This is a genomic window from Brassicibacter mesophilus (assembly GCF_050433385.1).
GTDB classification, from domain to species: domain Bacteria; phylum Bacillota; class Clostridia; order Tissierellales; family Proteiniboraceae; genus Brassicibacter; species Brassicibacter mesophilus.
The window spans coordinates 41172-53896 of record NZ_JBNPXI010000014.1; the positions used below are offsets into that span (position 1 = coordinate 41172).

General features: G+C 32.8%; 26 protein-coding genes. All 26 read left to right on the top strand.

The annotated features are described in order from the left end of the window. Window positions 1-124 precede the first annotated feature (124 nt). The 26 genes from HNR33_RS14335 (at window position 125) to HNR33_RS14460 (ending at window position 12720) form a co-directional block, all read left to right on the top strand. Window positions 125-1027, top strand: a complete 903-nt coding sequence (locus HNR33_RS14335) for a DnaD domain protein (protein WP_429084544.1) — start codon at window positions 125-127, stop codon at window positions 1025-1027. Beyond that, a complete protein-coding gene (locus HNR33_RS14340) occupies window positions 981-1775 on the top strand; it encodes a DnaA ATPase domain-containing protein (protein WP_429084545.1) in 795 nt (264 codons plus the stop codon). The genes HNR33_RS14335 and HNR33_RS14340 overlap by 47 nt, the downstream gene beginning before the upstream one ends. 32 nt (window positions 1776-1807) lie before the next feature. Further along, the gene (locus tag HNR33_RS14345) at window positions 1808-2671 is read left to right on the top strand and encodes a DNA cytosine methyltransferase (RefSeq protein WP_429084546.1); all 864 of its coding nucleotides are present in this window, start codon (window positions 1808-1810) and stop codon (window positions 2669-2671) included. A gap of 26 nt (window positions 2672-2697) precedes the next feature. Further along, window positions 2698-3582: a radical SAM protein gene (locus tag HNR33_RS14350; protein WP_429084548.1), complete on the top strand. Its 885-nt coding sequence runs from the start codon at window positions 2698-2700 to the stop codon at window positions 3580-3582. A 36-nt stretch (window positions 3583-3618) separates the two neighbouring features. Beyond that, on the top strand, window positions 3619-3804 hold the full coding sequence (locus HNR33_RS14355) for a hypothetical protein (RefSeq protein WP_429084550.1): 186 nt from the start codon (window positions 3619-3621) through the stop codon (window positions 3802-3804). A gap of 16 nt (window positions 3805-3820) precedes the next feature. Further along, complete coding sequence (locus HNR33_RS14360) at window positions 3821-3937, top strand: DUF1540 domain-containing protein (RefSeq protein ID WP_429084552.1); 117 nt, start codon at window positions 3821-3823, stop codon at window positions 3935-3937. Next, entirely contained in the window at window positions 3934-4359 is a 426-nt protein-coding gene (locus tag HNR33_RS14365; protein ID WP_429084554.1) for a hypothetical protein, read from the top strand. Before HNR33_RS14360 ends, HNR33_RS14365 begins: the two co-directional genes overlap by 4 nt. Beyond that, on the top strand, window positions 4359-4571 hold the full coding sequence (locus HNR33_RS14370) for a hypothetical protein (protein WP_429084556.1): 213 nt from the start codon (window positions 4359-4361) through the stop codon (window positions 4569-4571). Before HNR33_RS14365 ends, HNR33_RS14370 begins: the two co-directional genes overlap by 1 nt. 204 nt (window positions 4572-4775) lie before the next feature. Beyond that, a complete protein-coding gene (locus tag HNR33_RS14375) occupies window positions 4776-4937 on the top strand; it encodes a hypothetical protein (protein ID WP_429084558.1) in 162 nt (53 codons plus the stop codon). Between the two features lie 41 nt (window positions 4938-4978). Continuing rightward, a complete protein-coding gene (locus tag HNR33_RS14380) occupies window positions 4979-5221 on the top strand; it encodes a hypothetical protein (RefSeq protein WP_429084560.1) in 243 nt (80 codons plus the stop codon). A gap of 35 nt (window positions 5222-5256) precedes the next feature. Next, on the top strand, window positions 5257-5541 hold the full coding sequence (locus HNR33_RS14385) for a hypothetical protein (RefSeq protein WP_429084562.1): 285 nt from the start codon (window positions 5257-5259) through the stop codon (window positions 5539-5541). A 39-nt stretch (window positions 5542-5580) separates the two neighbouring features. Beyond that, window positions 5581-5805, top strand: a complete 225-nt coding sequence (locus HNR33_RS14390; RefSeq protein WP_429084564.1) for a hypothetical protein — start codon at window positions 5581-5583, stop codon at window positions 5803-5805. A gap of 24 nt (window positions 5806-5829) precedes the next feature. Next, window positions 5830-6015, top strand: a complete 186-nt coding sequence (locus HNR33_RS14395; RefSeq protein ID WP_429084566.1) for a hypothetical protein — start codon at window positions 5830-5832, stop codon at window positions 6013-6015. After that, the gene (locus HNR33_RS14400) at window positions 6012-6203 is read left to right on the top strand and encodes a hypothetical protein (protein ID WP_429084567.1); all 192 of its coding nucleotides are present in this window, start codon (window positions 6012-6014) and stop codon (window positions 6201-6203) included. Before HNR33_RS14395 ends, HNR33_RS14400 begins: the two co-directional genes overlap by 4 nt. A 4-nt stretch (window positions 6204-6207) precedes the next feature. Continuing rightward, window positions 6208-6516: a hypothetical protein gene (locus HNR33_RS14405; RefSeq protein WP_429084569.1), complete on the top strand. Its 309-nt coding sequence runs from the start codon at window positions 6208-6210 to the stop codon at window positions 6514-6516. A gap of 90 nt (window positions 6517-6606) precedes the next feature. Next, window positions 6607-7020 carry a RusA family crossover junction endodeoxyribonuclease gene (locus HNR33_RS14410; protein ID WP_429084571.1) on the top strand — a complete coding sequence of 138 codons (414 nt, stop codon included), beginning with the start codon at window positions 6607-6609 and terminating at the stop codon, window positions 7018-7020. 14 nt (window positions 7021-7034) lie between these two features. Next, window positions 7035-7460 carry a hypothetical protein gene (locus HNR33_RS14415; RefSeq protein ID WP_429084573.1) on the top strand — a complete coding sequence of 142 codons (426 nt, stop codon included), beginning with the start codon at window positions 7035-7037 and terminating at the stop codon, window positions 7458-7460. A gap of 15 nt (window positions 7461-7475) precedes the next feature. After that, the gene (locus HNR33_RS14420; protein ID WP_429084574.1) at window positions 7476-8123 is read left to right on the top strand and encodes a putative HNHc nuclease; all 648 of its coding nucleotides are present in this window, start codon (window positions 7476-7478) and stop codon (window positions 8121-8123) included. A 91-nt stretch (window positions 8124-8214) separates the two neighbouring features. Further along, window positions 8215-8448 carry a hypothetical protein gene (locus HNR33_RS14425; RefSeq protein ID WP_429084576.1) on the top strand — a complete coding sequence of 78 codons (234 nt, stop codon included), beginning with the start codon at window positions 8215-8217 and terminating at the stop codon, window positions 8446-8448. Between the two features lie 110 nt (window positions 8449-8558). Continuing rightward, entirely contained in the window at window positions 8559-8957 is a 399-nt protein-coding gene (locus HNR33_RS14430) for a hypothetical protein (protein WP_429084578.1), read from the top strand. A gap of 377 nt (window positions 8958-9334) precedes the next feature. Next, window positions 9335-9544, top strand: coding sequence for a hypothetical protein (locus HNR33_RS14435; protein WP_429084580.1), 210 nt, complete (start codon window positions 9335-9337; stop codon window positions 9542-9544). After that, entirely contained in the window at window positions 9541-9693 is a 153-nt protein-coding gene (locus HNR33_RS14440) for a hypothetical protein (RefSeq protein WP_429084582.1), read from the top strand. The genes HNR33_RS14435 and HNR33_RS14440 overlap by 4 nt, the downstream gene beginning before the upstream one ends. 8 nt (window positions 9694-9701) lie before the next feature. Beyond that, window positions 9702-10079: an HNH endonuclease gene (locus tag HNR33_RS14445; protein ID WP_429084583.1), complete on the top strand. Its 378-nt coding sequence runs from the start codon at window positions 9702-9704 to the stop codon at window positions 10077-10079. Window positions 10080-10095: 16 nt separating this feature from the next. Next, window positions 10096-10353 (top strand): hypothetical protein, encoded by a 258-nt coding sequence (locus HNR33_RS14450; RefSeq protein ID WP_429084585.1) that lies wholly within the window; start codon window positions 10096-10098, stop codon window positions 10351-10353. Window positions 10354-10465: 112 nt separating this feature from the next. Continuing rightward, entirely contained in the window at window positions 10466-11029 is a 564-nt protein-coding gene (locus tag HNR33_RS14455) for a hypothetical protein (protein WP_429084587.1), read from the top strand. Next, window positions 11029-12720, top strand: coding sequence for a terminase TerL endonuclease subunit (locus HNR33_RS14460; protein WP_429084589.1), 1692 nt, complete (start codon window positions 11029-11031; stop codon window positions 12718-12720). Before HNR33_RS14455 ends, HNR33_RS14460 begins: the two co-directional genes overlap by 1 nt. The last annotated feature ends 5 nt before the right edge of the window (window positions 12721-12725 follow it).

Here is a 12725-nt window from a genome sequence, read left to right on the forward strand (position 1 = left end):
AAAGCCTTTGATAAAAAATCAATACAACCAACGCGGTTATAGTTCCCCTGTTATTAATAGTATAAACAATATATTCAAAAATATACCATTTATATTCAAAAAAGTTTAAAAAGCAGGTGATAAATTGGCTGTATACAGACAGGTACAAATAACATTTTGGCAAGATGCATTTGTACTGGAATTAACTCCAGAAGAAAAATACTTTTATCTCTATCTTATGACAAACAGCAAAACATCACAGTGTGGCATTTATGAACTACCTAAGAGAATTATGGAGATAGAAACAGGGTACAACAGAGAAACAATAGATAAGCTGCTTAAGAGATTTATAGAGTATAAGAAAATATTATACTGTGAAAGCACAAAAGAGATCATGTTGCTCAATTGGATAAAATACAATGGCTCAAATAGTCCAAAAGTTAAATCAAGAGTTGAAAAGGAACTTATGGAAGTTAAAAACAAAGAGTTTGTAAACATATATATACAGTTGTCGAACGAGTACAAATACAGTATCAATACAGTATCAATACAGTATGGAAACAGTATGGATACCGAATCGCAAAAAGAAAAAGAAGAAGAAAAAGAAGAAGAAAAAGAAGAAGAACAACAACAAGAAAATGGTAGTAGTAGTTTAACTTCAGAAGATGAATTGTCAGCTACAGAAGAAGATGGTATTGACGAGTTCAAAGAATTAGCTACTTTGTATCAACAATGTATAGGAATGGCTAATGCATTAACAGCTCAATGGATACAAAGTAATTTAGAACAATATGGTTTTGAATGGTGCAAGAATGCATTATTAGAAGCTGATAGAAAAGGAAAACGAACGAAAAGTTATGTAGATGGTATTTTGCAAAACTGGCAGAGAGACGGAGGAATGAAACTAGGAGGTGAACATGATGGAGCAAGCAGCAGCAACTCTAAACATATTCGAGAAGAAATACCTGGAAATGAAATCAAAGGGCCTGATTTGTCGCACATTGGATTCAAAGGAACAGGAGAGATTGACGACAGCGACCTCATATGAGTGTGAATTATGCAAAGATACTGAGTGGATAGACATGTATGACGAAGATGGAAGAATAACTTCATCAAAACCTTGCAAATGTAGAGAGATTAAAACATATAAAAGAATGCTCCAAGAGTCAGGAATTAGTTCGGATTTTCTTGAAATAGGCTTTAAGGAGTTTGAAACAGAAGGAAGACATGAAACAGTAGTAAAAGCTAAAGAGTCAGCTATAACATATGTTAAGCACTTTATGGACCTGAAAGACTTAAGAAAAAACAGTATAACATTCTTGAGTAAGAATATAGCAGGAAAGAAAACAGGTATAGGAGCAGGAAAGACGCATCTTAGTATAGCAATAGCAAACAACATAATGAAGAAGTACAGAGTAGGAGTTCTGTATATGCCTTACAGGGATGTAATAACTAGACTTAAACAAAACATGATTGACGAAGATTACTATCAAAAAGAGGTTAGTAAATACAAGGATGCGTCTGTACTGCTTATAGACGACATTTTCAAGGGAGTAATCAAAAACAATAAAGTAAATGACACAGATATAAACATCATGTTTGAGATTATAAATCACAGATACTTAAATAAAAAGCCTGTAATATGCAGTTCAGAGTTTGGTATAGATGAACTAATAGAGTTTGACCAGGCAACTGGAAGCAGGATTATAGAAATGTCAAAGGATTATCTTGTTGAGATAGGACTAAGCAGAGAGGAAGTATTAGCAGGAAAGACTTTAAATTACAGGCTTAGTTAGAAAAGTTGTACTTAGCGAGGAAGGGGGCAGACATGAGATTAACACATTTTAGTTTATTTACTGGAATAGGTGGGATAGATTTAGCAGCTGAATGGGCAGGGTTTGAAACTGTAGGCCAAGTAGAGTGGGAAGATTATCAAACTAAGGTACTAGAAAAACACTGGCCTAATGTAAACAGATGGAGGGATGTAAGAAATGTCACAATTGAGTCTATTCGAGAAAGAGGAATTGAAAACATCACCTTGCTTAGTGGAGGATTTCCTTGTCAACCGCATAGTCTTGCAGGTAAACGTAGAGCTTCTGATGATGAACGTGATTTGTGGGGCGAAGTTGCACGACTCATTAGCGAAATTAAACCAAGATGGTTTTTGGGCGAAAATGTACCTGGGTTATTGTCAAGCGAAGATGGACGGTTCTTTGGAAGAGTTCTCAATGATTTGGCCGAAGTGGGGTACAATGTCGGATGGTGTAGCTTTCCAGCATCAGCAGTCGGTGCGATTCATCAAAGGGAAAGGGTATTTATCATTGTCTACTCCGGTAGCCTCAGATACATGGGTAAGCAATTTAAAGAGTTCTCAGAGGAAAGAAGGAAGTCGGCACAGCAAGAACTTAGGTCAAGTATTACAGGAGCTACCAACACCAACAGCGAGTATGTGGAGGGGAGCTGCAAAGACACGATACAAGGGTTCGAAACATTACAGGGGAAGCTTTCCACAAGAAGCGTTGAGGAATGGAGAGAACGATCCACAATATATCAACCCAAACTATGTAGAAATTATAATGGGATTCCCAATCAAGTGGACAGACTTAAGTGTTTAGGGAATGCAGTAGTACCACAGCAAGTATATCCGATACTACAAACTATAGCGGATATAGAAAAACATTATGATAACTAAGATTTTAACGTAAAAGGGGTGACGAATTGAAAATAGGATTGCTTGATGTAGATGGTCATAATTTCCCCAACTTAGCATTGATGAAAATATCAGCTTATCATAAGAGCAAAGGTGATGCGGTTGAATGGATAAATCATTTTAAAAAATATGACATAGCTTATAAATCAAAGGTATTTACATTTACTGATGATGATCTAACTTGCATCAACGCAGATAAAGTTATTCAAGGCGGAACAGGATATGACTTAAAAAATAAATTACCTGATGAAATAGAAAATATGTTTCCAGATTATTCTCTTTACAACACTAAAGATACTGCATACGGTTTTACAACAAGAGGTTGCCCTAGAAGTTGTCCATTTTGCATAGTGGGTAAAAAGGAAGGATTAACAAGTTACAAAGTAGGCAATTTAGATAATTTCTTTAACGGACAAAAGAATATTGAACTTTGTGATCCAAACTTACTTGCTTGTAAGACAGATAGATTAGATATTTTAGAGCAATTAATAGACTCTAAAGCTTGGGTTAACTTTAATCAAGGATTAGATATTAGGTTTATGGATGATTTAGTAATAGATAAACTAATACAAATAAAAATAAAAATGCTTCATTTCGCTTGGGATAGACCTAATCAATCAGAATTAATTATTAAGAACCTAGATAGTTTCAAAAGAGTAACTAATATAGACTTTAGAAAATTAAGAGTGTATGTACTAACAAACTATGAAACTGATTTTGAATTTGATTTATACAGAGTCTATAAACTAAAACAACTAGGTTATGATCCGTACATCATGATATTTGATAAGCACAAACTTCCTAAAGGACACAAAATACTAAGATTACAAAGATGGGTTAATAACAAGTTTATTTTTAGAAGTTGTGAGAAATTTGAGGATTATGTAGGGTAACGTAACTAAAATAAGACTTTGCGGAGAGGTGAGATTATGAAAGATAAAAAAATATATTGTAAATATACAAGTGAAATTGTTTGTCCTTATTGTGGACATAAGTTTTTGGATAGTTGGGAATATGACGATAGCGATAATGAAATGTATTGCGAAGAGTGCGAACATGAATTTACTTATGAAAGAATTGTAACAGTTGAATATTGTAGTTATAAAAATGATTAGAAAGTGAGGGGTTGGAGTGAACTTAGTTAGATGCGACAACTATAGTTGCAAATACAATAAAAACGGATTTTGCAAACTAGAGATAATTAATATAAGCGAAGATAAAAGATGCGAAAGTGAGGGAATAGAGTGAACGAAAGGTTAACTAAAAGAACTAAAAAAGGAATTGCTTATATGGCAGTAGCGGATAAGTTAAGCAAAGCTGACCAAGAAATCGAAGGTTCGAAACCGATATTAGAAGGATTATATGCAATATTTCAAAAGCTTGCAGATTATGAAGATACAAAACTAAGTCCAGAAGAAATAAAAGCACTGATAGCAGATAACAAACACCTTAGAAATTATTTAGTAAAACTAGAACATGAAAGATTTAACAGTTTAATAAATAAGTATGTTGAACTTTCAGAGCAAAATCGTGAATTAGCAGAGAAATTAAAAGTTAATACCGAAGATTTTGCAGATTATTTAATCGAAAATGCAAGCGTAGCTTTTGAACATCAAGACAGAGAACTGTTAGAAAGTACAATTAAAAGATATTTTGAGGAGGTTGAGTGATGAATAAATATGATGTTTTAACACTTATATCTGTTAAGCACAACGATAAAACTATCACCGAATACAATTCGTGCTCTATACCGAGAATTGGTGAAAAAATAAGATGCAAAGGAAATAAATTTTTGGTAGATGAAGTTATTCATAACGTTAATAAAGTAGGAGATAGTTACGTTACTGTAAATGTACTTGCACCATATGGATATGATAAATAAGGAGGCTGAGTAACATAACCAAATATACAAAAGTTCAAATTATTAAACACGCTTTACAGCATTACATACAAAGAGAAGGAGCAACGGAAGAAGATTTAAAAAGAGAAAAAGAATTATTAGAAGACTTTACTAACATGGCTGAATGGCTAAAAGAAAAATACGGAATTAAGTAGTTATAAGGGGGTTGAGTGATGATACAAATTATTGAAAGAGAAGAAGGAAAACAATCAAAAAAGGTGCAGCTTGAAAGTGGAAGGGAATAAATATCTTTTAACAGTGATGGACGTTTGGCAATGTGGTGAATTTTGCAGGTTGCTAGTGTTAAAAGATTTGCAAAACAATATTAATAAATTAGCTGATTGTTAACTTGAGGGTTAGTCTATGTGAATAAGAAAGGGGAATGAAATATGAATATTTTAAGGGATGGCAAAGTAAAAACTAGAAAAGAACATAGATGTCATGGTTGTAGAAAAACAATACCAAAAGGTACGGAGATATATTCTCAAACTGTAGCAGATGAAGGAACTGTTTACACTATCTATATGTGTAATGAATGTATTAACTGGTGTAAAGATAAGAAATGCAATGACTGCATAACAAGTGAATGTGCATTTGAAGGATATATAAAAGAATGTATAGAGCAACAATAAACTAAATTAAGGGTTAGTAAGGAAGGAGAAATTATATGTCAATGAAAATAGAATCTATAAATGTTTTTGCTAACGAATGCGGATATTTTTACAACGCATACTTAGAAGATAATTTTAGTTGTAACAATGGTTATAACTGCAAACATCCTGAACAAATTGAAACTGATATAAACAAACAAACAGGAGAAGAAATTGGTAAATGCTATAGTTGGAGCTGTCCTTTAGCAGTTGAAGCAGGCGAGGAAGATTTTAATAATCCTAATATAGATAACCAAGGATATGAATATGAAGAAAGTGAGTTTGTTGTAATAGAAGAATAAGGACTAAATTTACAATTATCGAAGAAAGGAGAAAATATTATGAAATTCTATACAAATTTATCTGATAAGGAACTAATAGAATCAGAAAACAAATTAAATAAATATTTTGAAGAAGAATTTGGAGAAGAGAAAAAGACAGAAAAACCACTATGCTTTATACCTAATGATACTAACATTTTATGCAGAGGTAAAAGAAATCGTAAAAATGAAATTTTTACTTCTTGTCAGACTTGTAAGCTATGCGAGATTGTAAATAAACGCTAACTATAAGCTTAGGAGGGACAAGCCATGAAAGGACCTTGTTTAGATTGCGAATACAGAAGAGTAGGTTGTCACGCTTATTGCAGAAGTTACAAGGAACACAAGGACAAGCTTGACTCTTTAAAAACAAAAGATGAATATAAGCACTACATGATAGGAGAAGGTGGAGCATACAACAGAATGAGAACGAAAAGAGGTGTAATGAGATTATGAATACACTAATGCATGAAATTAAAATGACTATAGCTAAGATTAAGAACTTAGAAAAAAACAAACAAACTAATAATGCAGAGATAATAGAAACAGAAGTATCAAATGAAAGAAACAAGCTAAATGAATTAATAAAGATAGCGAAACACGAACATCTAAAAGCAAATTGTATAGAGATGATAAGGGGGTAATGAAGTGGAATTGAAACTACCAGTTCTACAGAAAGACGATAAATGGGAAGAACACATGGATAAAGTAGAAGAAGAAAGTCTAGAGCTTTATGATGCAATAGAAGCACTAAGTTATTATGAAAATATAACAGAAAAACAACTATTACATATAGCTGAAGAAGCACTAGACAATATAGAGGTTTGTATCGGAATACTGGACAAGCTAGAGAAGATAGATAAAAGAATAGTAAAAAAAGCTAATGCGAATCACATCAAAAAACTATTAGAGAGAGGTTGGAAGTTTAAGAAGTTATTAACGATAAAAGAGGATTAGGGCATGTGCTAAGGGGTATCCTTCTAAAGTTTGGCGACTCGGTCGGATACTCCACAAAGCACACACATCTTAAGTATACAGGAGGTAAAAATGGTAAACAAGATTAGTTTTGAAATACCAGGAGAACCAAAGGCAAAAGCAAGACCAAGAATGACAAAGCAAGGCATAGCATATACGCCTAAACAGACTGTAGAATACGAAAATTGGGTTAAACAATGCTATTGCATTACACATAGAGATAAAAAGCTTACAGGGCAAATTAAAGCAGAGATAACAGCATACTTTTCTATCCCTAAGAGCACAAGTAAGAAAAAAAGAAAAGAAATGATAACGGGTGAAATAAGGCCTACTAAAAAGCCTGACACAGACAATATAGCAAAGATAATACTAGACAGTTTAAATAACATAGCGTTTGATGATGACAAGCAAGTAATAGATTTAAGAGTATCAAAGCTCTATAGTGAGAATCCGAGAGTTGAAGTCGAAATATCAGAAATTATTTAAGAGGGGGAACTATTGTGAAAAAAATAAGTGAAAACATAGATTTATCAAAGAAAGTATTAGATATAAATATCGAGAGCCCAATATTTAAATGCATGTTATATGACTTAAATAAAGAAATTCAAAGATGTATTGATAAGGTATATGACCAAGAGTTTGAAGCAGGAGAAATTTCCTTGAAATTAACTTTAGAAATACCAGATGGCTACAAGGAATTTCCTAAAGTCAATGAGCATGGCGAAATGGTAAGCGAGTTATATAAATACAGAAAACCTAAATTTGAACATAAAGTTACTACAACATTGAAGAAACAGTATAAGCAAGAAGGAGTCTATGCAGAGGAAAGAGAGGTTAAATTTGAAGATGGGCAGTATATTGCGGTTCCAGTGAAAGATCCGCAGATAAATATTTATGATTTAGAAAGATTACATGCAGAGGAGTAAAGCGAGGTGGTATAGATGCATTACCACAGCAAAATATTAGGAATAAAGGAAGATGACAAAGGAACACATCTAAAACTACTAATACCAGGAGAGCAAGTGCAAGATAAGATACTAAGAATAAGAAGTGGCAATATAATTAATTCAGAAATAAGGATAGATGATAACAGGACCATATCAGCAGAGCAAAGGAAAAAAGTATATGCAACTATTCGAGATATAGCTAATTATACAGGACATATGCCTGAGGAACTCAAGGAATTGATGAAGTACAACTACATGATTGAAAGCGGAGAAAATTATTTTTCGCTTTCAGACTGTAGTATAACAACTGCAAGATTATTCATAAACTATTTAATTGAATTTTGTTTTCAGTGGGATATACCTATACTAGATTCTGGACTAGATAGAACAGATGATATTGGAAAGTATCTTTGGTTGTGTATCAAGTACAAGAAATGCTGTATATGTGGAGGTAAAGCAGAGATACATCATTGGGATGCTGTAGGGATGGGAAATAACCGAAAAAAAATCGATGATAGTAATCATAGGAAAATTGCTTTATGCGAAAAACATCATATGTTTGCAGTTGATGCAGTACACAATGAAGGAAGAGATAGTTTTGAAAAGAAGTATCACGTTTACGGAATAATTTACAAAGAATAAACTTTGGGGCATAGAGTGTTATTTATTTTCGGTAAATACATGCTATAGGGTGGTGTGGCTCCAGTTACTCTATAGCAAAGGAGGGTAAACAATGTCAAAGTGTTACCGACCTAATTGTAAATGTGACGAAATTAAGAAAAAATATTGTTTATTTAAAATGAATAAAAAGCAATTTACTATATACAAAGCAATACACCAAAAAGAAATATGTCCAGAGTGCGGAGAATTGACCATAAACGCAAAATATAAGGGTGTTGATATAAAACTATGTACAAGCTGTAAGCATGGCTTAGAAAGCAAGTACAGGGGGCGAAAGATATGTTAGCTGTATTTGTATTCGGAATGGCAGTAGGTGTTTTTATAGTAGCATTAGCATTGAATATACATGCAGATTTTATAGATAGAGAATAGAATTAGTATAAGCGAGGTGACTAGATGAAGCTTATAGGCACATATCAAGATTTACTTAGAGAAATAGAAATGTATGAAAATAGATTAGATGACTTACAAAGAGAAGATTACGCACTAAGAAGAATAGAGTTCAATAAAATAGCACTAGATATGTATATGGATAGAAAACATAAGATAGATAATGAAACAGCAATAATACAAGCTATACTTGAGGACAAGAGGGAGACTCAAAGACAAATACTTAATAAGATTGAACATCTAGAAGGGCTAGAATATAAAATAGCTTATAAAAGGTTTATAGAGGGTAAGACATTAAACGAGATAGCAGAAGAATTACACATAAGCGAAATATATGCAAAGAAGAAATCTGCTAAGATAGGAAGAGTATACCAAAAGTATACTGAAAGTGAAAAACAACCATGATAAAATGGTATTGTAGAATAATATAAAAAATAAAGGCTTATTATTCTAATTCTTCTTATAATCAAAGGAATACATTACAATAAAGAACATCTTCAAAGCAGTTTGTTCCCCCTTTCTGCTGAGAAGGTGTTTTTTATATCAAATCAAATTGTAGCAGGCGTCTTGTTGCTTAATACCTACGAACCTGCGTGACGGTGCGACTAAGTATATTTATATATACGCCTTCGGGTCAAGTAGGAACCGTCTTTTTAGGCTTTTTAGGTGGCTGAAAGTTTATGATATGGGGCTTGTGTATCGCAGGCGAAAAGTAGCCAATAAGTGAACGTGCTTTATAAAATAATGGTTCTACCTAAACTATTTAACAAGGAGTTGAGAGCATGGAGAAGCATAGATGTAAAGTTAAATTTCATAACAATAAAATAGTCTGTGCATCAGAGATTCTATGCTCAGAGTGTCCGCAAGTAAAGGAATGTGAAGATATAGACTTATACATAGATGGTAAATATGAGTGTTCAAAAGAACTTATGGCACATGATAGCTATAAACGTAAGGGAAAGAGAATAGTTCAAACGAGGTGGAGAAAGTGAAAATACTAGGGTGGTATAGTTTTATATTCTTAATTACAGTAATAATGCTTATGATATCTGATAACAAAAACAAAGGTGCGATAAGAGTTGTAGGTGTAATGCTTTATATCCCAATAATAACATATGTAGCACTGAATTTATTTAAGTAGGTGGCAATATGTTAAAGAGTTGTAAGTATTGTGGAAGAATACATGAAAAGAAATATGATTGTGGGATGAAACCCAAGAGAAAGAAACCAAATAATGATACTAATAAGTTTAGATGGTCTAGAAGGTGGAGAGAGAAAAGAAATGATATAGCAGAAAGAGATAATTATCTATGTCAATTAGCTATAAGAGAGAATCCACCTAGATATATCTATACAGATTTAGAAGTACATCACATAATACCAATAGAAGAAGATTGGGACTTAAAATTAGATGATAGCAATTTAATTACATTATCTGAAGAGTATCATGAGAAGGCAGAGAGTGGAGAGATAAGTAGAGAGTACTTACAAAGTATTCTACAAGAACAATATGGTTATGAGTATTAGAAAGGTGAGGGGTAAAATGAAAGTTAAAATTAATATGAATGACAAAGTAAAAGTAAAACTAACCGATTATGGAATTATGTTGTTGAAGAAAAGGCATGATGAATTAAATAAAAGAATCAAAGAGAATGGTGGCAAAGGTAATTCATTTGAACTAAAACTAGATGAAGATGGATATTATGAAACACAACTATGGAGTTTGATGGAAAAGTTTGGAGAACATTGTGGGTTAGCAAAGGAATATCCATTTGAAATAGGTATAATAATCGAAAACTGAAACAGTATCCCCCCAGGGGTTCAATGTTAAAAAAATGAAGCTCGTGGATACCACGTGTCCATATCGCTGCATAATTTATTCCCACATCAGCTTTTGAAAGGAAGTGAAATTAATGCCAACACCACCAAAACCATTTACAGTATTAAAAGCAGAAGGAAAATCACATAGAACTAAAAAAGAATTAAAGCAAAGAGAAGAAGGAGAGAAAGCTCTTACCACTGGTGTAGCATTAAAGGAACGACCAGCGGTAAGAGATAATCCAGTAGCACATAAAGAGTTTTTAAGGCTTAATAAATTATTAAAAAATATCGAAAAAAACGATGCAATCTACGAACCGGTCATCAACAGGTACTGCATGATTCAAGCTGAATGTGCCGTGTTTGATGAAAGAAGAGAAGAACTATACAACCTAATTCAAGAACTTAAAGATGAATATGATGAAGTTACTTTAAACATGGACTCTGATGAAAAATCATCTTTCCTACTGGAATACTCTAAAAACATGGGTAAATTGTCAACTACCATGATTACCTTAGATAAACAACTCCAATCTAAACGAAAAATGCTTTTAGATATAGAAAAAGAGAACATAATGACGATTGCTGCAGCGCTAAGGAGCATACCTAAAAAAGTAGATGAAGGTGAAAACCCACTACTAAAGGCATTGAAGGGATAATGATTAGAGAAAGCAGGGCCTATAAATATGCTCAATGGTGTTTAAGCGAAGGCAATCGTAAAGTTGGTAAGTATGTAAAAAAACAAGCTCAATCATGGGTAGATATTGTAGATGGTAAAAATGAAGAAGCATTTGTAGATGAAGGTACAGTAACTAGGATAAATAATCTATTAAAACTTATGGTGCATCCTGATTTACTCTGCCCCATGGATGAGGGAATGGAGGATTATGCCTGGTTACTTATAATTGCAACACTATGTACAAAACTTAAAAATGATAAGAATAGAGATATAAGATACTATACAACCGCTTTATTGTTAATTAGTCGTAAGAATTTTAAGACTTTTTATGCAGCGGTTATTTTTATACTCTTAATGCTAACAGATCCACAGTTTAGTAGATTTTTCTCTGTTGCTCCAGATTTAAAGTTATCTAAAGAGTTGCAGATTGCGATAAAGAAAATTATAAAATCAAGTCCAGCACTTGCGGATGATGGGGTATTTAAGATATTAAGAAGTGAAATTAGATGCTTAATAACAGACAGCGAGTATACCCCATTAGCATATAGCGAAGATAAGATGGACGGTAAACTTGCTAATGCATTCCTAGCAGATGAAGCAGGTGCTATGGATAGTTATCCAATAGAGGCTATGAGATCATCACAGATAACTTTATTTAATAAATTAGGAATAATACTGAGTACTCAATATCCTAATGATAACAATGGAATGATTGATGAAATAGATATTTCTAAAAAAACACTTGATGGGTTAAGAGATAGCAAAAGAAGATTCTCTCTACTATATGAACCAGATGATGAATTTTTGGTTGATGATAAATGGATGACAGAGGACCTAGTAATATATCAGAGCAATCCTGTTGCAGTATCAAACAAGTATATCTTTGAAGCAATTAAGGAAATGCGTGAAGATGCTATAGACTATGAAAACAAAAGAGAAAACTATCTTTGTAAACATAATAATATTAAGTATAAAGGACTTGGCGTTGAAGGATATATTGAAATTACTAAAGTTAGAGAATGCAAAGTTAAAGATGATAAAGAGTTTTGGAAAGGCAAAAGAGTATGGTTAGGATTAGACTTATCACAATCAGACGATAATACAGCTTTAGCTATGATTACAGAAGATAAAGGGCTTATTTATGGCAAAGTATGGGGATTTATCCCTGAGGATAAAAAGAGACAAAAGAGTAAAAAAGAAGGTGTTGACTACGATAGATTAATAAGACAAGGTGTATGTTTTGAATGTGGTGGGGAAGTAATAGATTATTTATTCATAGAAGGCTTTATACTAAAGCTTGAAGAAGAATATGGCGTAGAAATAGTGCAAATTGGATATGACAGATATAATGCGATTAGCACAATACAGAAACTAGAAGCTGCTGGACATGAATGCGTTGAAATAAAACAGCATTCAAGCGTTCTTCACATGCCTACAAAATTATTAAAAGAGTTAATTTTAAGTAAAATGTTTAAGTATTTTGAGAACCTTATGCTAGAAATTAACTTTCAAAACTCTAGATGTACAGAAGACACTAACTTAAATAAATACGTAAATAAGAAGAAGTCAGAAGGTAAAGTAGATATGGTCGTAAGTTTAATCAATGCTATGTATCTGTTACAGCAAGATATGCTATATGGCGTTGATGATTTTGCAGTACAAGTTGTATAAGAAGG